Consider the following 22,277-nt stretch of genomic DNA (forward strand, 5'->3'; position numbering starts at 1 on the left):
ACAGGACCTAAGACATGGAGATCTCCTGATGAACACATCATTTGCGGCACTGGCATTGGGTTGTGCACTGAGCATCACCTCCCTGACCACACTGGCGGGAGCGGCAGCACCGGAGATGGGCCCCACGCCATCACAGATGGGCGTGGACCCCAGAACCCAAGGAGCCGACATGCAGCGCCAGGGCACCGATCAGGACAAGGGCGACCCGGCTACCGGCATTCGTCGAGGCATGAATACCGGCACTGACACCCGCAACAATGACGCGGACCTTCCCGGCGGCGATACCACCGGTAGCGGCTCTACCGGCAGCAATTCCAAGGGGTCGTCAGGCAGCTCTTCGAGCGCGGGCGGTGTTGGCGGCTGAGCTGTAGCGTTCAGAAATCACCTACCTCCATCACGGAATCGTCCGACGGATAACGCCCCTGACAACGGCTACTATCACGCCGTTGTTATGCTGCGCTGTTAAGACGGGACAGGGCTAACCAAGTTCTGTCCTGGGGGATCGATACCGTGGGAATGAAAAAGTCAGCGCTGGAATTCAAGCGCGATCTGAACGCCATCGCCGGCAATCTTGAACGAACCGCAGGAGAAATCAGCCGGCTGGCCGAGAGCATCGATGATGTGGACGTGGTCGCCGTGCTGCACCTGATGAACCAGCAATACCGGGATGCCGACAGGCTGCGCGCTTACGTCGACGAAATCAGGGCGGGCCGCATCGTACGCGCCAAGGGTTAGCGCAACGCAACCAGCACTGCTTCAGTCATGTCGCACCCATGGCGATCAAGGTGAGGCACGCATTTTGACTGGCTGGATATCAAATTGCTACCGCACGTTTCAGAAGCCTGAACTCATCCCGCCGCGTGCCTGACACAGGCATAACAAAAAAGGGCGACCCTTTCGGATCGCCCTTTTCGTTACCGCCAGCAGAGCGGATTTATCTGGTAGGCACGATTGGACTCGAACCAACGACCCCCACCATGTCAAGGTGGTGCTCTAACCAACTGAGCTACGTGCCTGCTGTGGGTTGGCATTCTACGAATATTCGACAAACTGTCAAGCGGTAATTTTCACAACTCTTTGAATACTATGGAATTTTGAACGACACGCGGGCAAAGTGGCACATATCTAAGACACTTTTACCCCTCGAACCCGCTGGTGGCGCCCTGTTATCTCAGGTAGGATCGACGCATTCGTTTAAAATATAAAACAGGGGCTTACAGGATGACGAACACCGCATACCCTCAGTCTTACTACGCCGCCTCGGCCAATTCCGCCCCTGCCCGGCCCATGCTGCAAGGCGAAGTGGAAACCGATTTGTGCGTCATCGGTGCCGGTTACACCGGGCTGTCGAGCGCCCTGTTCCTGCTGGAAAACGGTTTCAAGGTGACCGTTCTGGAAGCCGCCAAGGTCGGCTTCGGTGCCTCGGGTCGCAATGGCGGGCAAATCGTCAACAGCTACAGCCGCGACATTGACGTCATCGAACGCACGGTCGGCCCCAAACAGGCGCAACTGATGGGCCAGATGGCGTTCGAGGGTGGGCGCATCATACGCGAACGCGTGGCCAAATATCAGATCCAGTGCGACCTCAAGGACGGCGGCGTGTTTGCCGCGCTCACCCCCAAGCAGATGGGCCATCTGGAGTCGCAGAAAAAGCTTTGGGAGCGCTACGGGCATACCCAGCTGGAACTGATGGACAAGCGGCGCATTCGTGAAGTCGTGGCCTGCGACGAGTACATCGGCGGCATGCTCGACATGAGTGGCGGCCACATCCATCCGCTGAACCTGGCCCTCGGTGAAGCGGCAGCGGTGGAATCGCTGGGTGGCGTGATCTACGAGCAATCGGCGGCGGTGCGCATCGATCGTGGTGCGAACCCCGTCGTGCACACTGCACAGGGCAAGGTCCGGGCGAAATTCATCATTGTTGCGGGCAACGCCTATCTGGGCAATCTGGTGCCGGAACTGGCGGCCAAATCGATGCCTTGCGGCACGCAGGTGATCACCACCGAGCCATTGGGCGAAGAACTGGCGCGCAGCCTGTTGCCTCAGGACTATTGCGTCGAGGACTGCAATTACCTGCTCGACTACTATCGCCTGACCGCCGACAAGCGTCTGATCTTCGGTGGCGGCGTGGTGTATGGCGCGCGTGACCCGGCGAACATCGAGGCGATCATCCGGCCCAAGATGCTCAAGGCTTTCCCGCAGCTCAAGAACGTGAAGATCGACTACGCCTGGACCGGCAATTTCCTGCTGACACTGTCGCGCTTGCCGCAGGTGGGGCGTCTGGGCGACAACATCTATTACTCCCAGGGCTGCAGCGGCCATGGCGTGACCTACACCCATTTGGCGGGCAAGGTACTGGCCGAGGCGCTGCGCGGCCAGGCCGAGCGCTTCGACGCCTTCGCCGGCCTGCCGCATTACCCGTTCCCGGGCGGGCAGCTGCTGCGTACGCCGCTGACGGCGATGGGCGCCTGGTATTACAGCTTGCGGGACAAGCTGGGGTTCTGACCGCGATCCGGCTTGCAGGCGACGGCGGGTAACTGTGGGAGCGGGCTTGCCCGCGAAGGCGTCGGATCAGCCACCATCGAATCGTCAGTCCTGACGCATTCGCGGGCAAGCCCGCTCCCACAGGTATGAGCGGACCGCGTACCCGCCGTCACCTGGCGCTATTGATCGCCTTGACCGCTTCCCCTGCTGCCTGCTCCTGCCCGGCTTGCGCCAGGTCATTGGCGGCCTTGAGCCAGCGGTCGCGGTCTACCGGTGTGGGCAACTGCCGTGGGCTCTGCACCAGCACCGCCCAGTTGCCGGCGTTGTTCCAGTCAGAGGTGAACTCGTCAAAGCTCACCGTAAGCCGCCCAAGCCCGGTGTAAATCAGCACCGTGCGCTTGTTCTGGTTGAAGCCCACCAGCACGCCATAGCGCTGGTCCTTCCACCACATCGAACCCTCCGAGAAACGCAGCAGCACCGGATAACCCGCCGCCACCTGAGCCAGCAGGTCGGTGAACTGATGGTCCACCGGGTACACCACAAAGCCATACTCACGGGCCAGGTTGCTCATGTTCTGGTCGAGCTTTTCTTCTGCACCCGGCAGCTTCAGCGGTTTTTCCAACAGGCCCGGGGTGGTCTGCACGCCATGCACGGTCAACATGCTGGCCAGCGCATTGGGCCCGCTCTGGAAGGCCTGGCCACGGAAGAACGGCACCGAGTTGATCTCGACCCGGTCCGGCAGGGTCTTGTACATCGCCGGGTACCCGGGCTTGTAGCCGTGGGAATCCGCGCAGCCGGCCAGAAACAGGGCCAGGCCCATTGCGCACCACGTCCTTTTGATTGCAGAGCTATCCATTCGAGACAGTACCGACACGTTGTTCACTCGCTTGTCTGGCGCCGGGCAACCCGCGACCCGGCCGAGCGCCGATCATAGAACCGCAGCCCGTCCGGGTATAGCCTCAACATGCAGTCAGGAGGCCGGGATAGAACAAATCGGTCCTGCCCGCTCGACCTTCGGTCAATTTTCAGCAACAACGGGCGTACTAGACTGTCGGTTACAAAGAGACGAAAAGAAAAGACCGGAGGAATCCATGAGCCTCGGAATGACCATTGTGATGTTGATCGCTGCGTGGCTGGCTGTCGCTGGCGCTATGTTGTGGGGTGTGATGCGCATATCCCGCCGCCATCATCCGCAACACCGTACCCACGCGAATGTGAAACCCGCTCAGGCGCCGTCGCGCAAACATCGTCACGCCCACGCGCACTGAAACTTTTTCTGACTCGGATCCATAGCTGAAATGACAAAACGGTCGGTGATGGTGTTCCCATCCCGACCGTTTTCAATGGCGTGGCGTTTAACCCCGGGCCTGACTCAGACCTTCTGAACCTGAGCCTGGGCGTCCGCCTTCTTCTGCTTCGCCCGACGGGCCAGCATGTTCAGGCCCTCGATCAGGGCCGAGAACGCCATCGCGGTGTACACATACCCTTTCGGTACATGGGCGCCGAAGCCTTCGGCGATCAGCGTCATGCCGATCATGATCAGGAAGCCCAGCGCCAGCATCACGACCGTAGGGTTGTCATTGATGAATTTGGCCAGGGGCTCGGACGCCACCAGCATCACGATGACAGCCGCGATCACCGCGATCACCATGATCGGCAAGTGTTCGGTCATGCCGACAGCGGTCACGATGCTGTCGATGGAGAACACCAGGTCCAGCATCAGGATCTGCCCGATCGCAGCCGCCATGCCCATGGTCACGGTGCTGGAAACGGTTTTTTCCTCTTCGGTCTTGGCATCCATGCTGTGATGGATCTCGGTGGTCGCCTTCCACACCAGGAACAGGCCACCGGCAATCAGGATCATGTCCTTCCATGAGAACACCTGCCCCAGGATGTCAATGACCGGCTCCGTCAACTGGACGATCCAGGCCACGGTGGTCAGCAGGCCCAGGCGCAGGATCAACGCCATGCTGATGCCGACCCGGCGCGCCTTGGTGCGTTGGTGCACCGGCAGCTTGTTGGTCAGGATCGAGATGAAGATCAGGTTATCGATACCCAGCACGATTTCCATGACCACCAACGTCGCCAGAGCGATCCACGCCGTGGGGCTTGCCGCCAGTTCCAGAAGATATTCCATGCTCTACACATCCTGATACGGTTCGAGAAGATAGGCGGCATTCTAGGGAGGCAAACACTTCAGGAAAATTCGTATTTTTCAGGTATATACTTCGGTTATTACGAAGTATTGAAGGGCCTGTCGTCTGATGCTCAATTATCGGCAAATGCATTACTTCTGGGTGGTGGCCAAGACCGGCAGCATCGTGCGCGCCTGCGAGCAGTTGAACCTCACGCCGCAGACCATCAGCGGGCAGATCAGCCTGCTGGAACAGACCTATGGCGTGGCGCTGTTCAAGCGCGTCGGACGGCGGCTGGAACTGACCGAAACCGGACGCATCGCCCTGCCCTACGCCGAGCAGATGTTTCAACTGGGTGGCGAGTTGGAAACCTTGCTGCGTGCCCAGCCGGATGAACAGCAGATCCTGTTTCGGGTCGGGGTGGCCGACGTGGTGCCTAAATCCATCGTCTATCGCCTGCTCGCCCCGACCATGACGCTGAACGAGCCGCTGCGCATTACCTGCCGCGAGGATCAACTGGAGCGGCTGTTGGCGGACCTGGCCATTCAGCGCCTGGACCTGGTGATCTCCGACAGCCCCATGCCTTCCCATCTGGACATCAAGGGCTACAGCCAGAAACTGGGGGAATGCGGCATCAGCTTTTTTGCCACGGCAGCCCTGGCCAGGGCGCATGGCCAGAACTTCCCCCATGACATGCAAGGTGCGCCGCTGCTGGTGCCTGGACAGCAGACCGTGGTGCGCAGCCGCCTGATGCGCTGGTTCGCCGAGCAGAACGTGCAGCCGCGGATCGTCGGCGAGTTCGACGACAGTGCCTTGATGAAGGCCTTTGGCAAATCCGGCAGCGGGATCTTCATCGCCCCAAGCGTGATTGCCGACGAGGTGATGGAGCAGTACGACGTCGAGCTGATCGGCCAGACAGATGCGGTGACCGAGTCGTTTTACGCGATCTCGGTCGAGCGCAAGGTCAAGCACCCTGGCATCGTGGCGATTACCGAGGGTGCGAGGCAGCAGCTATTCACTGACTAGGCGTTGCAGGGCTCGGCGTCAGGCCTGGCGGTCATGAGCAGCAACGCCAGCAGGATCGCCAGCAGAATGATGCCTGCGGCGGCGAAGCCCAGGTTGTCCAGCCCCAGGTGGTCGATGACCCGGCCGCCGATGAGGGCTCCCAGGCCGATCCCCAGATTGCCGCCGGCAATATTGAGGGATGCAGCGAAGGCCGGAGCCTGTGGCGCGGCCTTCATCAGGCGTACGTGGCTGACCAGGAACAGCGCCGCCTGGGTCACACCCCAGACCGCCAGCGCCAGGGCCAGCGCCGGCACCGAATGCATGCTCGGCACCACGGTGACCATGCCGCCGATCATGAAGGTGCAGAACGTCAGGCTGGCGATCAGCGGGTGACGATCCACGAGGCGCCCGCCCAGGGAGTTGCCCACCAGTCCCACCGCGCCGAAGCCCATCAGGCACCAGCCCACCACCGTGCCGTTGAAACCGGCCAGGCGTTCGAGCATGTCGGCAAGGTAGGTGTAGGCCGTGAACATGCCGCTGAACACCAGCACCGACAGCAGCACATGGCCCTGCATCAGCTTGCTGCGCAGGATGGCGAACTGGCTGCCAAAAGACGCCTGATCCTTGTGCACGCTGCGCGGCAGGTAGATGAACAGCAGCAAGGCCTTGGCGAAGGCCACCACCGACAGGATCGCAAAGGCGCTGCGCCAGCCGAATGCGTCGGAAATCAGGGTGCCGACCGGAATGCCGAACACTGTGGCGCAGACGATACCGAAGCCAATCTTGGCAACGGCGCGGCCGGCGTGGTCAGGGCCGACGATGTCCACCGCCGTTTCACTGGCCAGCGCCCAGAACACCGGCAACCCCAGCGCCGGAATCAGCCGGGCAATGGCCATGACGCCTATGTTCGGCGCCATCGCCGCAACAGCGTTGGCCACCCCGAACATGATCAGCACCGAAATGAACAGACGCTTGCGTTCGAAGCGTGAGAAGTAGGCGGTCAGGAACGGCCCGAAGCAGGCGACGGTGAAAGCGAACAGCGTGACCAGTAGCCCGGCCTGGGGGATGGTAACCGCCAGATCGCGGGCGATGGCCGGCAACAGGCCGACGATGACGAACTCTGTGGTCAGCACCGTGAAGCCTGCGGCTGACAACAGGTAAATTGGGAAAAACATCGAATCTCCAGAAAGACGAACCGACCAGTCCTCACGGAGCGGTCGGTCGGGTGACACTGAGCAGTAGCGGTGAACGCTTAGAAAGTGCCCATGTAGTCGCGCTTGCCGACTTCCACACCGTTGTGACGCAGCAGGTCATAAGTGGTGGTGACGTGGAAGAAGAACTGCGGCAGGGAGTAATGCAGCAGGTATTTCTGGGTGCTCAGGCGCTTCTCTTTGTCGGTGCCTGGGCGCAGGACGATTTCGCGCTCTTCGTTGCCATCGACCTGATCCGGGGTGATGGTGTCCAGGAATGCCAGGACCTTGGACAGCAGAGCCTGCAGTTCGGCGAAGGTGGTTTCGGTGTCTTCATATTTCGGCGGCTCGATGCCGGACAGGCGCGCACCGGCACCCTTGGCGAAGTCGACCGCGATCTGCACCTGTTTCACCAGCGGGAACATGTCCGGGAACAGACGCGCCTGCAGCAGGGCATCAGGCTGGATGTTTTTGGCGGCGGCGTGCTCTTCGCCTTTTTTCAGCACCGCGCCCAGGGCGGTTAGCATCTGTTTGAACACAGGAATCGAAGCGGCGTAGAGAGAAATGGTCATGGCAGTTCCTGATGGGTTGAGTCGCAATGAAAAGACATGCAGTGCATGCTGACGCGGCTTGTCTTTTACCTCATCCAGACCCTACCCTCATAGCCTTTTCAACGCTTAGGGAAAGGGTCATGTCCACCGAACCGGATTCTGAAAACACTGGCGATGACGCAGCCGCCCTGCAACTGAACAGCTTTGAGGTGCGCATCCTGGGCTGCCTGATCGAAAAACAGGCCACCAATCCCGAGACCTATCCCCTGACGCTCAACGCCCTGGTACTGGCCTGCAACCAGAAAACCAGCCGCGAGCCGGTGATGAACCTCACGCCCGGGCAAGTCGGGCAGAGCCTGCGGGCGCTGGAGGGGCATCAGTTGACCCGCCTGGTGATGGGCAGCCGCGCCGACCGTTGGGAGCACCGTGTCGACAAGACCCTGGAGCTGGTGCCGGCGCAGGTGATCCTCACCGGGCTGTTGCTGCTGCGCGGCCCGCAGACAGTCAACGAACTGCTGACCCGCAGCAACCGCATGCACGATTTCGACGACAGCGACGCGGTGGTTCACCAACTCGAGCGCCTGATCGCGCGCGGGCTGGCGGTGCTGATTCCGAAACAGGCCGGCCAGCGCGAAGACCGCTACATGCACACCCTGGGCGACCCGGCGGACATGGAGGCGATTGTCGCGGCGCGGCACAACCCCGTGGAACGCGCCAGCAGCGGCAACCCGGCGCTGGCCGAGCGCGTCGAGGAACTGGAAGCGCGCATCGCCGCACTGGAAGAACGCCTGGCCCGGCTGGAGGGCTAACCCGTTCACCCGTAGCAGCACGGCTTGCCGGCGGGGGCGATCTCACGGACGCCTCGCCGGCAAGCCGGACTGCTACGGGATGAGTTTGCCCGCAGCACGATGGCCATCTGTGGTATACGGCAACCCGTCAAATCGCCCGGGCGAACGCTGCGGCGGCCTGGTATTGCTCCTCGCTCGGCGTCACGCCGGTGTACAGAATGAACTGCTCCAGCGCCTGGATCGCCGCGACCTGATCCCCGGTAATCACCTGCTTGCCATGCTTTTCGGCATGAAGGATAAACGGCGTGCGCGCAGGGCTGGCGACCACGTCGAACGCGGTGTCCGCCGCCTCGATGGCGTCCACGTCAAACGCCAGGGCCTCGGCCTGATCGCCGATCATCCCCAATGGCGTCACGTTCACCAGCAGCGGCACACGCTCGGCGCCCAGTTCAGGCTGCCACTCAAACCCACAGGTGCGCGCCAGCGCCCTGCCCGCCTGCTCGTTGCGCGCAACGATGAGCCCATCGGTGAACCCCGCATCGCGCATTGCGCAGGCCACGGCCTTGGCCATGCCGCCGCTGCCGCGCAGGGCAAACCGGGTGCGGGGCACCTTGTGACTGTCGACCAGTTGCGCCACCGCGATGTAATCGGTGTTGTAGGCCTTCAGATGGCCATCCGTGTTGACGATGGTGTTGATCGACTCAATCGCCGCCGCCGACGCGTCCATCTCGTCCACCAGCGCTATGCACGCCTCCTTGAACGGCATCGACACGCCACAGCCGCGAATGCCCAGCGAACGCATCCCGGCGATGGCTGCGGGCAAGTCAGTCGGCGCAAAGGCCTTGTAATAGAAATTCAGCCCCAACTGCTCATACAAGTGATTGTGAAAGCGCACACCGAAGTTGCCCGGCCGGGCGGCCAGCGACATACACAGCAGGGTTTCCCTGGTTGGGGTATGGAACATGAAATCTCCTGAACGGTATTAGTGAACATCAGGACAACAGCGTAGAATTCAATCGCTTGCGGCACAAACCCGAGCAATTGTTCTCAATGTTGTCGAATACCTTACACAAAATTTACGCAACGGCTTCGCAGAATTCCTGAAACCCGTTGTCTGAGAAGTTATCCCGTGGCATTGCCTGAGCGTAACGCAGGCTGGCGACAACGGGACTGAACACCCGAGGAACAGTCATGATTCGTCACATCCCCAAGGTTGCCTTGTTGTTAGGTGCCCTCGCCCTTGCAGGTCAGGCTCAAGCCCATGGCGGCGGCCCGGGCTGGGGCGGAGCGGCAGTGATCGGCGCAGTCGTCGGTGGCGTTGTGGGTGCAGCCGTGGCGTCAGGCCCTGTGTATGCAGCGCCAGCCCCGGTGTATGTGGCACCGCCGCAGCCTGTGTATTACGCGCCACCACCTCCACCGCCTGTCTACGTGCAGCCGGCCTACGTGGTTGAACGTCCGGTGGTCTACGGCCCGGCCTACTATGGCCCGCCTCGCTACTACGGCCCGCCCCACGGCTATTACCACGGTGGCGGCCGCTGGTAACGGCAGGCTGACCCCGCAAGCTTCCGGTTCTCACCGGCAGCACACAAACGACAACCCCGCTCACAAGGCGGGGTTGTCGTTCATGGGTGTTTTGTACTCAAGAGCGCCCGTCTGATCCTTCATGCGTCCTTGATAAGGAACTGACCTCTGGCTCGTCAATGACGACTATCGAGAGCAGTGATTTCTGCTCGCCCGAGCCCGGCCGTAAAGTAGCGCCATAGATTGATGGAGGCACTTATGACCAAGGTTCAAATCATGTCGGTAGTTGGCAGCGCAGTCCCCGCACAGCTTCGTGAACGCGGCCTGCTGGCGTGCTGGTACCTGATGCACAACGGCGAGCCTGTCAGCGGTCCTCTGTCGTCACTGCCTGCGGCACAAGCACTGTCGCAACAGTTGGAAACCCGTCAGCTCAACGGCTGAAACGAATTCGCTCTTCCCTGAATCGTGCGTTGCTCCGCACTTCCCTTTAGCCCGCATCCCTGACGCGGGCTTTTTTTTGCCTGCGATTCGCCTGGCTCAGATGCGCTCGGCCTGGGTCGCGTTGACCTGGCAACGATGGGCCAGTTTCTGCAGGCGTTTTTCCAGGGCGCCCAGCACCACGCGATCGGATCGACCGCTTTCGAGTTCCTCGATCATGTCGTTGGCCACCAGTCGCAACTCATGGGCGATCACCACGCGGTCATCGTTCTGGTCCAGCTTGTGGGACTCGAACAGGCGGTGCAGGTAATCCTCCAGGGTGCGCTGCAAACGGTGGCGGTCAGTGGCGCGCAGATGCACCAGGTTGACCGTGATCCTGGCCAGCAGCTCGTTCAGCTCGCCACACAGGTACTGCATGCGGCGTGCGTAGCCGGTTTCGCGGTCACGCAGTTGTTTCTGCCGGGCTGCCAGGTCCTGGCGGCGCTGGATGGCAGGCACGGTGACGGCCATCATCAGGCCGACGATCAAACCGATGGCCTGGATCCAGCCTGCCCAGTCGGACGGCCTGACAAACAAACCCGCCACCAGCAAGAGCACCGCAACGACTACCGCGACAAACACCAGGGCGGCGTAGTCCTTGCTGATAAACCCTTTGGGCATTGCACAACTCCTAGGTCAATTCGAATGAATGGTTTCGATGGCGTGGAATGCTAATCGGTGGCTGCCCCGAGTGCCATGAATATCGGCGCAACCGCCTTAAATACAGGCTTTTTGGATCCTTAACCTGAACGAATGCCATACAGGCTGTTTTTATTACGCAAACGTCCAAGGCACCCCATCGACATACTTAGAAACATGCTCCTAAAATGCGCCGATCTTGTTGTCGTTCTTGAAAAAAGTACGGCTTTCCACGCTGTCTCCAATCAAAGTGAGCTTCGCTCTTGAAAATTCGCACATCCCTCATCGGCCTATTATTTGCACTTACAGGCTCCGCACTCTCCACCGGTGCACTTGCGAACGAACCCGCTGCTTTCAACCGTGACCCGGCCAACCTTCATCTGGCCTCCGGCAGCGCCATGATTACCGATCTGCAGACCGGCCAGGTGCTGTATTCCAGCAACCCGGACGTCATCGTGCCCATCGCCTCGGTCACCAAACTGATGACGGCCATGGTCACCCTCGACGCCAAGCTGCCAATGGACGAGATGGTCAAGGTCGACATCTCCCAGACCGCCGAAATGAAAGGCGTGTTTTCCAGGGTCAAGCTGGGCAGTGAACTCAATCGCCACGACATGTTGCTGATTACCCTGATGTCGTCGGAAAACCGCGCAGCGGCCAGCCTCGCCCACAGCTATCCGGGCGGCTACCCGGCGTTCATCAAGGCCATGAACGCCAAGGCCAAGGCGCTGGGCATGAGCCACACCGTCTATATGGAACCTACCGGCTTGTCGGTCTTCAACGTGTCCACCGCTCGCGACCTGACCAAACTGGCGCTGGCCGCGCGCAACTACCCGATGCTGCGTGAACTGAGCACCACGCCCGAGAAGACCGTCACCTTCCGCAAACCCACCTACACCCTGGGTTTCAGCAACACTGACCACCTGGTGCGCAAGTCCAACTGGGACATCAAGCTGACCAAGACCGGCTTCACCAACCAGGCCGGGCACTGTCTGGTGCTGCTGACCAGCATGGCCAACCGTCAGGTGTCGGTGGTGATTCTGGATGCGTTCGGCAAGTACACCCACTTCGCCGATGCCAGCCGCATGCGCCTGTGGATGGAAACCGGCAAGAGCGGCCCGGCGCCGGAAGTGGCGTTGCAGTACAAGAAAGAAAAGAACCTGATCATGAAGCAGAAAGGCCTGCAGGCCGCCGAATAAACCCGCCCGACCAGAGCCGCTCCGCGCCGGGCGGCCTCTGCGCTCCCCTCCCTGCTCTGCCCAACGCGCCAGCGGATCCTGTCAATTGTTTCATCCATGGCACAACGCATAACCTCCAACCACCCGCTACGCTTGTGTTGTTGATGCTGGCTTCGCACATCGCTCGGGGGAGTTGAACCATGCTCATCAAATGGGTACTGGCTGCGCTGCATTTGTTGGCTTTTGGCTTTGCGTTGGCGGCGGTTCTGGCTCGGGGGCGGGCCTTGCGCCGGTTGCGTACCGATGACCCGCGCTCGTTTCGCGATGTGTTCGTGGTGGACAATATCTGGGGCCTGTCAGCGGGCATTCTGTTGATCACCGGCGCATTCCGCGCCTTCGGCGGGCTTGAGAAAGGCTCGTTCTACTACCTGCATCAACCCCTGTTTCACCTGAAGATGACCGCGTTCGTGGCGATCCTGGCGCTTGAGGTCGTGCCGATGTTCGCCCTGATCGGCTGGCGCATCGCATTCAAGAAAAACCAGCCCATCGACACCAGCCGCTCGCGCCGCTTTGCGCGGATCAGCCATATGGAAGCGGCGTTGATGGTGATCATCGTGATCGCCGCGACAGGGATGGCGCGGGGGATTCTGATCAGTTGAACATAGCCCGTGGGAGCGGGCTTGCCCGCGAAAGCGTCGTGTCATCCAACCCCATGGCGACCGACCCTACGCCTTCGCTGGCAAGCCAGCTCCCACAGCGAGGTGGGTGTTCACAGCATCGTGCTGCTACAGGTGGGATCCGGGCCCTGTTCAATTCACCCAGAAAACCAGCAACGCCACGTTGGCCGCCGAGATCAGGCTGAACAAGCCCCACGCCAGCACTTTTGTCACAGCGTTATTGGCAAAGGGGCCCATCAGTTGGCTGTCGCTGGTAAAGCGAATCAACGGCCACAGGGCAAACGGCAGTTGCAGGCTCAACACCACCTGACTGAGCACCAGCATCTTGCCCACCGCGCCATCGCCGAACCAGATCACCCCTGCCAGCGCCGGAATCAGTGCCAGTGCCCGGGTAATCAGGCGCCGCTGCCAGCAAGGAATCTTCGCGTTGAGAAAGCCTTCGAGCACCACCTGACCGGCGATGGTGCCGGTAAAAGTCGAACTCTGCCCCGCCGCCAGCAGTGCAACGCCGAACAGCACGCTGGCAAGCGCGCCGCCCACCAGCGGATCGAGCAGGTGATAAGCGTCCTGGATTTCCACCACATCGGCATGTCCCGTGCCGTGGAACGCAGCCGCCGCCAGGATCAGGATCGCCGCGTTGATCACCAGCGCCATGCTCAGGGAGGCAATGGTGTCCACCCGCGCATAGCGAATCGCGCTGGCCTTGCTTTCAACGGATGAACCGTTGACCCGGGTCTGCACCACCGACGAATGCAGGTACAGGTTATGGGGCATGACCGTCGCCCCGAGAATGCCGATGGCGATGTATAGCGGCTCCTGATTGCTCAGCACATCCCACGAGGGCTTGAGCCCGGCGACCACGTCCGGCCAGAAGGGTTTGATCAGCACCAGCTCGATGAAAAAGCAGGTGGCGATGGTGGCGATCAGGCCCAGCACGATGGCTTCCAGGCGACGGAAGTTGGCGCCTTGCAAGGCCAGGACGATCACTGTGTCGAACGCGGTCAGCGCCACGCCGGTGTTGATCGATACCCCCAGCAACAGATGAAACGCCAGAGCCGCGCCCAGCACTTCGGCAAGGTCGGTGGCCAGGATCGACAGCTCCGCCAGAATCCACTGGCCCATGCCCACCCGGCGGCTGTAGCGCTCGGCGGACAATTGCGCCAGGTCGCGCCCGGTCGCGATGCCCAGCCGCGAACAGAGGTTCTGCAACACCATGCCGGACAGGCTGGCCAGCACCACGACGAACAGCAACGCGTAACCAAAGCGCGAGCCGGCTTCGATGGCCGTTGCCCAGTTGCCGGGGTCCATGTAGCCGATGGAGACCAACAGACCCGGCCCCACGAACAGCATCATCTTGCGCAGGAACGAGGCATTGGCCGGAATGGCGACGCTGTCGGTCACCGCCGAGGGGCAGAACGGCGCGGTGGCCGTGGTCGGGAGTCTGTATTTCACGGGAATCCGGGAAGTGATTGCGATCAGCCCTGAAGCTTACCTCGCACGGAAATATTTTGTCTTGAATCTATTCAAAAGCTCTAACATGCGGGGTCCCACGCTTTCGAAAAAAGAATCGGAAAACAATAATGTCTGCCCTTTCCCCCTCCTCTGACCCTGCACATTCACCGGCCGACGGCCTGGACCCGGTACGCGCCGCGCACATTTCGGCACGTATCGACCGCCTGCCCGCTGTCGCCACCTTGTGGAAACTGGTGGCGTTACTGTCCATCGGCGGCTTCTTCGAACTCTACGACCTGTTCCAGACCGCCTACATCAGCCCCGGGCTGATTCGCGCCGGTTTGTTCGCCACCGGCGCCGAAGGTGTGTTCGGCTTCTCCGACCAGGCCGCGTTCGCCTCGGCGACCTTCCTGGGCCTGTTCCTGGGCGCCAGCCTGCTCAGCCCCATCGCCGACAGGTACGGCCGGCGGGCGATCTTCACCTTCGCGCTGGTCTGGTACACCGTCGCCACTGTGCTGATGGGCCTGCAAACCTCGGCCCTGGGCATCATCTGCCTGCGCTTTCTGGTGGGTATCGGCCTTGGCATTGAGCTGGTGACCATCGACGCCTATCTTTCGGAACTGGTGCCCAAGCGCATGCGCAGCTCGGCGTTCGCCTTTGCGTTTTTCGTGCAGTTTCTGTCGGTGCCTGCGGTGGCGCTGATGTCCTGGTGGCTGGTGCCCCAGGATCCGTTTGGCTACAGCGGCTGGCGCTTCGTGGTGATCGCCAGCGCCGTGTTTGCGCTGTTCATCTGGTGGCTGCGCTCGCGCCTGCCGGAGTCGCCGCGCTGGCTGGCGCAGCACGGGCGCTTTGTCGAAGCGGAAAAGATCATGGATGACCTGGAAGCCCGCTGCATCAAGGACCATGGCAAGGCGCTGGACATGCCGGAAACCCACAACGTTGCGGTCGAAGGCAAAGGGCGTTTCGCCGATATCTGGCAGCCGCCCTATCGCCGTCGCGCCTTGATGCTGATCGTCTTCCACGTGTTCCAGGCCATCGGTTTCTTCGGCTTCGGCAACTGGCTGCCGGCGCTGCTGTCCGGCCAGGGCGTGAGCGTGACCCACAGCCTGGCGTATGCGTTCATCATTACCCTGGCCTATCCGCTGGGGCCGTTGCTGTTCGTGAAATTCGCCAACCGTTTCGAGAACAAGTGGCAGATTGTCGGCTCGGCCCTGGGCGCCATGATCTTCGGTACCCTCTTCGCGCAGCAGACCACGCCGGTGGGGCTGATTGTTTGCGGGGTAATGATCACCTTCTGCAATGCCTGGCTGAGCTTCAGCTATCACTCGTATCAGAGCGAACTGTTTCCCACCAACATCCGCGCCCGGGCGGTGGGGTTCTGCTACTCGTTCAGCCGCCTGTCGACGGTGTTCAGCAGCTTGCTGATCGGCTTGTTTCTCGACCACTTCGGCACGCCGGGGGTGCTGACCTTTATCGTCGTCAGCATGCTGATCGTGATCATCACCATCGGCGCGTTCGGGCCCCGGACCCGCAACCTGGCGCTGGAGGACATTGCTCATCGGTGAGCCACCGTTGATGCGGCGCCCCAGACGCCGCCCCCGCGGGCAAGCCCGGCTGCTACTGGGCCAGGGTGCTCAAGAAATCCGAGGGGCTGCACTGATTAATCTGTGGGAGCGGGCTTGCCCGCGAATGCGGCGGATCATGCACCACCCAGGCGTCAGACCAGACGCCTTCGCGGGCAAGCCCGCTCCCACAGATCCTTGCCAGCTCTCAGCGAATCCCCAACCGCTTCGCCAGCCGGCTGAGGTTGGCCCGGTCGACGTTCAGTTCACGGGCGACTTCGGCCCATTTGCCTTGATACCGCGCCAGCGCATCTTCGATCAGCACTTTCTGAAACGCATCGACGGTTTCCTTCAGCCCTTCTCCAGGCTTGACCACCGGCGACGCAATTCCCGGCGCAGGCACAAGCGCCGCATCGATCCGAACCTCTTCATCGAGCCCCAGCATCGGCGCCTCGATGGTCAGAATGCGCGACCGCTCGGGGTGGGCCGACAGCGCCTTGAGCACCGCACGGCTGATCAGGTGTTCAAGCTCCCGCACGTTGCCCGGCCAGGGATACGCCACCAGCACCTTCTGCGCCTCGCTGCTCATGCGCAGGCTGCGCAGCCCCATGCGCGCACGGTTTTCCTCCAGAAAATAGCCCGCCAGCAGCAACACATCGCGCCCACGCTCACGCAACGGCGGCACCACCAGCGGATAGACGCTCAAGCGATGGTAAAGGTCGGCACGAAACCGCCCGGCGCGCACTTCTTCGGCGAGATCGCGGTTGGTCGCGGCGATGATCCGCACGTCTACCCGGTGCTCCTGATCGGAACCCACCCGCTGCAGTTGCCCGCTCTGCAATACCCGCAGCAGTTTGGATTGCACCGGTAGTGGCAACTCCCCCACCTCGTCTAGAAAAATCGAGCCGCCGTCGGCCAGTTCGAACTTGCCGCTGCGCCCGCTCACCGCCCCCGAGAACGCGCCTTTGACGTGGCCAAACAGCTCGCTCTCGACCAACAGTTCCGGGAGTGCCGCGCAGTTGAGGCTGATCAGCGGTTTCTGCGCCCGGGGTGAACTCAGGTGAATCGCCTCGGCCACCAGTTCCTTGCCGACCCCGGTTTCCCCGGTGATCAGCACTGTGAGCGGGCTGTTGCCCACCAACTGGATTTCCTGCTGCAAACGACGGTGCACCGCGCTCTGACCGATCAGCTCCCGAGGCCCTCGCCCGCCCGCCGCACGCTTGTAGACCTCGGCCAGTTGCCGCTGGTCTTCGAAATTGCGCGCCAGTTGATTGATCCGCTCGCTGGCCATGACCGTCGCCGCCGCCAGGCTCGCGAAAGCCTGCAGGTTGTCCAGGTCGACGCTGCCGAAGCTGGCCGGGTTCAGCGAATCAAGGGTGATCACGCCCCACAATGTGTCCTGCACGTACAGCGGACAGCCCAGGCAATCGTGAACTTCCAGATGCCCGTGCACGCCGTCCACCAGCCCGTCATAGGGGTCAGGCAGGTCGCAGTCGGTGGAGAAGCGGGTCGGTTCGCGGTGCTGCAGGATGATGTCCAGCCGCGGATGCTCGCCCAGACGAAACCTGCGCCCCACCGTGTCGGGGCTCAGGCCTTCGACTGACAGTGGCACCAGCACATCGTCTTCAAGCTTGAGCAACGCCACCGCATCGCACGGCAGCAATTGGCGCAAGGCTCGCAGCAGGCGGCGATAGCGTTCGTCATCCGGCAGCTCGCGGGACAGGTCGGCAACCAGTGGAACCAGCGCCAACAGCAAAGGGTTAGTCATGAAGACTCCGGGCGTAATGATCCGGATCGCGTCGCGGAAAATGCGGTCATTATGACCACAGTGCCCCTCGAAAGACTACAACAGAGCGTTCGGCGCAATGCTGCGCAACACCACAGGCGCGTCAGCAACCGGTCGCCAACTAACCGGCGCGGTTTGTTTCATGCCTGAAACGCCCGTAGTCGAACATTATATTGAGTTGACTATTTAATTCTGGCGCCAAGCAGTTGCCGTAGTTACTGACGCACTTTGATTTAATTAAGTCTTTACCGGAAATATTTTGTTTATATTCGAGATGCACTCGAACGGAGCACTCGATATGGCAAGAATTCAGGGACGAGCTCTAGAGGACTTCCCCCCCTTGGTGGTGGATCTGGACGGCACGCTGCTGCGCACCGATCTTCTGATGGAAACCGCGATGGCTTTCCTCAGGAGCCAGCCACTGAAGGTCTTCAAGCTGCTGGGCTGGCTGCTCCGGGGCAAGGCTGCGCTCAAGGAAGGGCTGGCGCTGGAGACCTGGATTGACGTCTCAGTGCTGCCCTACGATGCCCAAGTCATCGAGATGATCAAGACCGAACAGGCCAACGGGCGGATGATCGTGCTGGCCACGGCAAGCCATGTAAGCCTGGCCGAACGCATCGCCGAACACCTGCAACTCTTCGATCTGGTATTGGCCTCCAACGCCAACCGAAACTTGTCCGGTAATAATAAGCGCGACCTGTTAGTTGCCCACTTTGGTGAAGGTGGTTTCGACTACGTCGGCAACTCCAAAGACGATCTGCCGATCTGGAAAGTGTCGCGCAACGCCCATGTAGTCAACCCTGATCGCGGTGTCGAATCGCGGGTCAGCGCCATGAGCGAAGTCCAGCCGACGTTGCACACCAACACTGTCAAACTGCGCGACTGGCGCAAGGCAATGCGCCTGCACCAGTGGCTCAAGAATGCGCTGATCTTCGTGCCGCTGCTGGCCTCCCACCGCTTTACCCAATTCGAGCTGATGCGCGACGGCGTGTTTGCGTTTTTCTGCTTCGGCCTGTGCGCCTCCAGCGTTTACATCCTCAACGACATGCTGGACCTGGGCGACGACCGCCACCACAAGACCAAATTCAACCGGCCCTTCGCCAGCGGACGCTTGTCGATCAAGGCCGGGCTGATCGCCGTGCCGGCGCTGCTGATCCTGGCGTTCGGCGCGGCGCTGACCCTGCTGCCCTGGCAGTTCTCGGCGGTCATGGCGGCCTACTACATGGTGACACTGGCCTATTCGCTCAAGCTCAAGCGGCTGATGGCGGTGGACGTGATCGTCCTGGCGATGCTCTACACCGCGCGCATCATCGCCGGGGTCGCGGCATTCAGCCTGACGCTGACCTTCTGGATCCTGGCCTTCTCGATGTTCATCTTCCTGAGCCTGGCCATGGTCAAGCGCTACGCCGAACTGCGCGATGCCAGGGTCCGCGAAGTCACGACCCTGGCCCGAGGGCGCGGCTACTACCCCGGTGACCTGGACATGATCGCCTCGCTCGGCGCCTCCTCGGGCTACCTGGCGGTGATGGTGCTGGCGCTGTACATCCAGGATGTGAAGACCACCGAGCTGTACGTCACGCCCCATGTCATCTGGCTGGCCTGCCCGCTGCTGCTGTTCTGGGTGACCCGGGTCTGGATGCTCACCCACCGCGGCGAGATGAACGAAGACCCAGTGGTGTTCGCCATCCGTGATCGCATCAGCCAGATGATCGGCGCGGTGTTCCTGCTGATGTTCTGGATTGCCGCATGAGCACCGACCTGTATTCATGGGGCCGCTTCCCACGCGCCCCGCAGCACGGTCACCGTTGCGTATGGCTGGACGATCTGCCGGCGCACTTGCAGCGCGTGGTGGACGACCACGCCAGCAGTCTGCCCTACGGCAACGGCCGCAGCTATGGCGACAGCTGCCTGGCCGCCAGCAGCGAAGTGCTGGACATGCGCTCGCTGGATCGACTGATCGAAGCCGACTGGGAGCATGGCCTGCTCAAGGTCGAGGCCGGCATCACGCTGGCGGAGGTGTTGAAGGTGGCGATCCCCCGCGGCTGGTTCCTGCCGGTGACACCCGGCACCCAGTTCGCCACGGTGGGCGGCGCCATCGCCAACGATGTGCACGGCAAGAATCACCATGTGCGCGGCACCTTTGGTCGACATGTACGCAGTTTCGGTTTGCTGCGTCACGGCCAGGCGCAAATCACCTGTTCGGCGAGCAGCAACACCTCGCTGTTCACCGCCACCATCGGCGGGCTGGGCCTGACCGGTATCGTGCACTGGGCGCAGATTCAGTTGATGCCCATCCGTGCCAGCCAGATCGATACCACCACCGTGCGCTTTGCCAATCTGGCCGAGTTCTTCGCGCTGTCCGATGAGCTGGATGAAAAGCACGAGTACAGCGTGGCCTGGATCGACTGCCTGGCCAAGGGTGCCAACACCGGGCGCGGTGTGTTCATCGTCGGCGACCATGCGCAGTACGGCTCGCTGGAAACCGGCCAGAGGGCCAGGTTCAGCATGCCGGTCACGCCACCGGTCTCGCTGATCAACACCCTGTCGCTGGGGGCCTTCAACAACCTCTATTGGCGTTTGCATCCCGCTCAGCGAACCCTGGGCCGCAGCGCCTACGAACCGTTTTTCTACCCGCTGGATCGCATTCTGCACTGGAACCGCATCTATGGCCGCCAGGGCTTCCAGCAGTATCAATGCGTGATCCCCGGCGCCAATGCCGAAGCGGCCATGGGCGAACTGCTGCGGGCCATCGCCGAAGCCGGCCTGGGTTCGTTCCTGGCCGTGCTCAAGCGCTGCGGCGACATACGCTCGCCTGGCCTGCTGTCGTTTCCGATGCCGGGCACGTCCCTGGCCCTGGATTTCCCCCAGAGCGAACACCTGCAAAGCGTGGTTTTCCCGCGTCTGGACGAGATTGTCCGGGCCGCGGGTGGCCGGTTGTATCCGGCCAAGGATGCGCACATGACGGGCGCGGATTTTCGTCGCGCCTACCCCGCGTGGGAGCAGCTCGAAGCGCTGCGTGACCCCGCGCTGATGTCCCGGTTCTGGCGCCGCGTCTTGGCATAAAGGAGCTGTTCATGAAGGAGCGAATGGATTGAACACCAAGAAAGTCTTGATCATCGGTGCCACCTCGGCCATCGCCAGCGCCTGCGCCCGCCTCTGGGCCAGCGAAGGCAGCGATTTCTTCCTGGTGGCGCGCAACGTCGACAAGCTCCAGCAGACCGCCGCCGACCTCAAGTCCCGGGGGGCGAAGAACGTCACCCTGCATGAGATGGACGCCACCGACATCCAGGCGCACCCCCTGATGCTGGGGCGCTGCCTGACGGCATTGGGGCAGATCGATATCGCGCTGATCGCCCACGGCACCCTGCCCGACCAGAAAGCCTGCGAGCGCGACGTCGATCTGGCCCTGCGCGAGTTCGCCAACAACGGCACCTCGGTGATCGCGCTGCTGACCTCCCTGGCCAACCAGTTCGAGACCCAGCGTTGCGGCAGCCTGGCGATCATCTCGTCGGTGGCCGCCGATCGCGGACGTCCTTCCAACTACCTCTACGGCAGCGCGAAGGCGGCGGTTTCAACCTATTGCGAAGGCCTGCAGGCGCGCCTGTTCAAGGTCGGCGTCCACGTGACCACCATCAAGCCAGGCTTCGTCGACACGCCCATGACCCAGGGCCTGTCGCTGCCCGCGGCCCTCCTGGCACAGCCGGCGCAGGTCGCCCAACGCATCGTCAAGGGCATCGCCAACAAGGTCCCGACCCTGTACGCGCCGGGTTTCTGGGGGCTGATCATGTTGGTCATCCGCTCGATCCCGCAGCCGGTGTTCAAGAGGCTGAACCTGTGAGCAGCGAACCCGCCGCGCTGCATTTGTCGGGCTGGCGCTATCGGGCGGTGATCCTGTCCGTGGTGGGCTCGGCCCTGGGCTACCTGGGTTTTTCCCTGTGGGGCGGCTGGCAGGCAGTGGGCGCGGCGGTGGGGAAAGTCGGGCTGCTGGGCATCGTCATCGCGCTGGCGATGTCGGGCATCAACTACGGTTTGCGGTTCCTGCGCTGGCAGTGCTACCTCAAGGTGTTGGGCCACCCCATGCCGTGGCGGCCGAGCCTGAGCATTTATCTGGCCGGGTTCGCCCTGACCACCACCCCCGGCAAGGCCGGCGAAGCCCTGCGCGGGGTGCTGCTCAAACGCTGGGGCATGCCTTGGCCGCAGAGCTTTGCTGCGTTTTTCAGCGAGCGGCTGTCGGATCTGTTCGCCGTGGTGCTGCTGACCCTGTTCGGCCTGTCGCTGTACCCGGAGGCGATGCCGATGATCGTGGTGGGTGTCGCTTTGGTGATGATCGGATTACTGGTGCTGTCCCAGCGTCGGCTGCTGGCTCGGCTGACCCTGATGATCCCCGTCGAAGGCGGCAAGGTGACCAGCCTGCTGCGCCATCTGCTGCAAGTGCTGGGGCACGCCCAGCAATGCCATCGCCTTCATTTGATGCTTGGCCTGACGCTGCTCAGCGTGGTGGCCTGGAGTGCCGAGGCCGTGGCCTTTCACTGGATTCTGCAATGGATGGGCGCTGACATCGAGCTCACCTTCGCAGTGTTCGTCTACGCCCTGGCGATGCTCGCAGGGGCGGTGAGTTTCATGCCCGGCGGGCTGGGTGGCGCGGAAGCGGTGATGGTCGGGCTGCTGGTCTACAAGGGCATGAACGGCGCCGACGCCGTGGCTGCCACCGTACTGATTCGCCTGGCCACGCTGTGGTTCGCCGTGGCCATCGGCGCCGTGATGCTGCTGCGGCTCAAAGGCGCAACCGCGCCCGAACCGCAGGCCGCTCGATAACCTTCACAACAACGCGC

General features: G+C 62.0%; 22 protein-coding genes and 1 tRNA gene. 14 read left to right on the forward strand and 9 right to left on the reverse strand.

The window, feature by feature from the left end:
- Window positions 1–28: 28 nt before the first annotated feature.
- Together ACIPOO_RS22375 and ACIPOO_RS22380 are read left to right on the forward strand one after the other, a co-directional pair.
- Window positions 29–364, forward strand: coding sequence for a hypothetical protein (locus tag ACIPOO_RS22375; RefSeq protein ID WP_274130150.1), 336 nt, complete (start codon window positions 29–31; stop codon window positions 362–364).
- Window positions 365–516: 152 nt separating this feature from the next.
- Window positions 517–735: a hypothetical protein gene (locus ACIPOO_RS22380; RefSeq protein WP_274130151.1), complete on the forward strand. Its 219-nt coding sequence runs from the start codon at window positions 517–519 to the stop codon at window positions 733–735.
- A 204-nt stretch (window positions 736–939) separates the two neighbouring features.
- On the opposite strand, the gene ACIPOO_RS22385 is transcribed toward ACIPOO_RS22380, so the two are convergent.
- Window positions 940–1,016 (reverse strand) — tRNA-Val (locus ACIPOO_RS22385).
- Window positions 1,017–1,221: 205 nt separating this feature from the next.
- On the opposite strand from ACIPOO_RS22385, the gene ACIPOO_RS22390 reads away from it, so the two are divergent.
- Window positions 1,222–2,505, forward strand: a complete 1,284-nt coding sequence (locus ACIPOO_RS22390) for an NAD(P)/FAD-dependent oxidoreductase (protein ID WP_400609899.1) — start codon at window positions 1,222–1,224, stop codon at window positions 2,503–2,505.
- 148 nt (window positions 2,506–2,653) lie between these two features.
- On the opposite strand, the gene ACIPOO_RS22395 is transcribed toward ACIPOO_RS22390, so the two are convergent.
- Both ACIPOO_RS22395 and ACIPOO_RS22400 read right to left on the reverse strand, forming a co-directional pair.
- Entirely contained in the window at window positions 2,654–3,340 is a 687-nt protein-coding gene (locus ACIPOO_RS22395) for a cysteine peptidase family C39 domain-containing protein (protein WP_400609901.1), read from the reverse strand.
- 516 nt (window positions 3,341–3,856) lie between these two features.
- A complete protein-coding gene (locus tag ACIPOO_RS22400) occupies window positions 3,857–4,621 on the reverse strand; it encodes a TerC family protein (RefSeq protein WP_274130154.1) in 765 nt (254 codons plus the stop codon).
- 127 nt (window positions 4,622–4,748) lie between these two features.
- Between ACIPOO_RS22400 and nhaR the strand changes: the two genes are divergently transcribed.
- Complete coding sequence (nhaR, locus tag ACIPOO_RS22405; RefSeq protein WP_400609903.1) at window positions 4,749–5,645, forward strand: transcriptional activator NhaR; 897 nt, start codon at window positions 4,749–4,751, stop codon at window positions 5,643–5,645.
- Here nhaR and ACIPOO_RS22410 read toward each other — a convergent pair.
- Entirely contained in the window at window positions 5,642–6,799 is a 1,158-nt protein-coding gene (locus tag ACIPOO_RS22410; protein WP_400609905.1) for an MFS transporter, read from the reverse strand. The two genes, nhaR and ACIPOO_RS22410, sit on opposite strands and share 4 nt — an antisense overlap.
- 77 nt (window positions 6,800–6,876) lie before the next feature.
- A complete protein-coding gene (locus ACIPOO_RS22415; RefSeq protein ID WP_274130157.1) occupies window positions 6,877–7,386 on the reverse strand; it encodes a DUF1993 family protein in 510 nt (169 codons plus the stop codon).
- Window positions 7,387–7,505: 119 nt separating this feature from the next.
- Here ACIPOO_RS22415 and ACIPOO_RS22420 point away from each other — a divergent pair, with 119 nt between their 5' ends.
- Entirely contained in the window at window positions 7,506–8,174 is a 669-nt protein-coding gene (locus ACIPOO_RS22420; RefSeq protein WP_274130158.1) for a YceH family protein, read from the forward strand.
- Between the two features lie 127 nt (window positions 8,175–8,301).
- Here the strand turns inward: ACIPOO_RS22420 and ACIPOO_RS22425 are convergent, their stop codons facing one another.
- On the reverse strand, window positions 8,302–9,117 hold the full coding sequence (locus tag ACIPOO_RS22425) for a shikimate 5-dehydrogenase (protein WP_274130159.1): 816 nt from the start codon (window positions 9,115–9,117) through the stop codon (window positions 8,302–8,304).
- A 227-nt stretch (window positions 9,118–9,344) separates the two neighbouring features.
- Between ACIPOO_RS22425 and ACIPOO_RS22430 the strand changes: the two genes are divergently transcribed.
- Together ACIPOO_RS22430 and ACIPOO_RS22435 are read left to right on the forward strand one after the other, a co-directional pair.
- Window positions 9,345–9,695 (forward strand): hypothetical protein, encoded by a 351-nt coding sequence (locus ACIPOO_RS22430; RefSeq protein ID WP_274130160.1) that lies wholly within the window; start codon window positions 9,345–9,347, stop codon window positions 9,693–9,695.
- A gap of 237 nt (window positions 9,696–9,932) precedes the next feature.
- Window positions 9,933–10,115 (forward strand): hypothetical protein, encoded by a 183-nt coding sequence (locus ACIPOO_RS22435; protein WP_274130161.1) that lies wholly within the window; start codon window positions 9,933–9,935, stop codon window positions 10,113–10,115.
- A gap of 96 nt (window positions 10,116–10,211) precedes the next feature.
- Here the strand turns inward: ACIPOO_RS22435 and ACIPOO_RS22440 are convergent, their stop codons facing one another.
- Window positions 10,212–10,772: a hypothetical protein gene (locus tag ACIPOO_RS22440; RefSeq protein WP_400609909.1), complete on the reverse strand. Its 561-nt coding sequence runs from the start codon at window positions 10,770–10,772 to the stop codon at window positions 10,212–10,214.
- Window positions 10,773–11,053: 281 nt separating this feature from the next.
- Here ACIPOO_RS22440 and pbpG point away from each other — a divergent pair, with 281 nt between their 5' ends.
- On the forward strand, window positions 11,054–11,989 hold the full coding sequence (gene pbpG / locus ACIPOO_RS22445; RefSeq protein ID WP_274130163.1) for a D-alanyl-D-alanine endopeptidase: 936 nt from the start codon (window positions 11,054–11,056) through the stop codon (window positions 11,987–11,989).
- 179 nt (window positions 11,990–12,168) lie between these two features.
- Entirely contained in the window at window positions 12,169–12,627 is a 459-nt protein-coding gene (locus ACIPOO_RS22450; protein WP_274130164.1) for a DUF2214 family protein, read from the forward strand.
- Between the two features lie 150 nt (window positions 12,628–12,777).
- On the opposite strand, the gene ACIPOO_RS22455 is transcribed toward ACIPOO_RS22450, so the two are convergent.
- The gene (locus tag ACIPOO_RS22455) at window positions 12,778–14,097 is read right to left on the reverse strand and encodes an Nramp family divalent metal transporter (RefSeq protein ID WP_400609911.1); all 1,320 of its coding nucleotides are present in this window, start codon (window positions 14,095–14,097) and stop codon (window positions 12,778–12,780) included.
- Window positions 14,098–14,225: 128 nt separating this feature from the next.
- Between ACIPOO_RS22455 and ACIPOO_RS22460 the strand changes: the two genes are divergently transcribed.
- Entirely contained in the window at window positions 14,226–15,662 is a 1,437-nt protein-coding gene (locus ACIPOO_RS22460) for an MFS transporter (protein ID WP_400609913.1), read from the forward strand.
- A 205-nt stretch (window positions 15,663–15,867) separates the two neighbouring features.
- Here the strand turns inward: ACIPOO_RS22460 and norR are convergent, their stop codons facing one another.
- Window positions 15,868–17,427 carry a nitric oxide reductase transcriptional regulator NorR gene (gene norR, locus ACIPOO_RS22465; RefSeq protein WP_274130167.1) on the reverse strand — a complete coding sequence of 520 codons (1,560 nt, stop codon included), beginning with the start codon at window positions 17,425–17,427 and terminating at the stop codon, window positions 15,868–15,870.
- 316 nt (window positions 17,428–17,743) lie between these two features.
- On the opposite strand from norR, the gene ACIPOO_RS22470 reads away from it, so the two are divergent.
- From ACIPOO_RS22470 to ACIPOO_RS22485, 4 genes are read left to right on the forward strand one after another with little or no spacing between them, the layout of a single operon-like run.
- Complete coding sequence (locus tag ACIPOO_RS22470; RefSeq protein WP_400609916.1) at window positions 17,744–19,195, forward strand: UbiA family prenyltransferase; 1,452 nt, start codon at window positions 17,744–17,746, stop codon at window positions 19,193–19,195.
- Complete coding sequence (locus tag ACIPOO_RS22475; RefSeq protein WP_400609918.1) at window positions 19,192–20,508, forward strand: FAD-dependent oxidoreductase; 1,317 nt, start codon at window positions 19,192–19,194, stop codon at window positions 20,506–20,508. The genes ACIPOO_RS22470 and ACIPOO_RS22475 overlap by 4 nt, the downstream gene beginning before the upstream one ends.
- A gap of 28 nt (window positions 20,509–20,536) precedes the next feature.
- Window positions 20,537–21,283 (forward strand): SDR family oxidoreductase, encoded by a 747-nt coding sequence (locus ACIPOO_RS22480; RefSeq protein WP_400609920.1) that lies wholly within the window; start codon window positions 20,537–20,539, stop codon window positions 21,281–21,283.
- Window positions 21,280–22,260 carry a YbhN family protein gene (locus ACIPOO_RS22485; protein ID WP_400609922.1) on the forward strand — a complete coding sequence of 327 codons (981 nt, stop codon included), beginning with the start codon at window positions 21,280–21,282 and terminating at the stop codon, window positions 22,258–22,260. Before ACIPOO_RS22480 ends, ACIPOO_RS22485 begins: the two co-directional genes overlap by 4 nt.
- Window positions 22,261–22,277 lie beyond the last annotated feature (17 nt).

The organism is Pseudomonas sp. NPDC090201, from assembly GCF_044746825.1.
In the GTDB taxonomy this organism is placed as follows: Bacteria; Pseudomonadota; Gammaproteobacteria; order Pseudomonadales; family Pseudomonadaceae; genus Aquipseudomonas; species Aquipseudomonas putida_AD.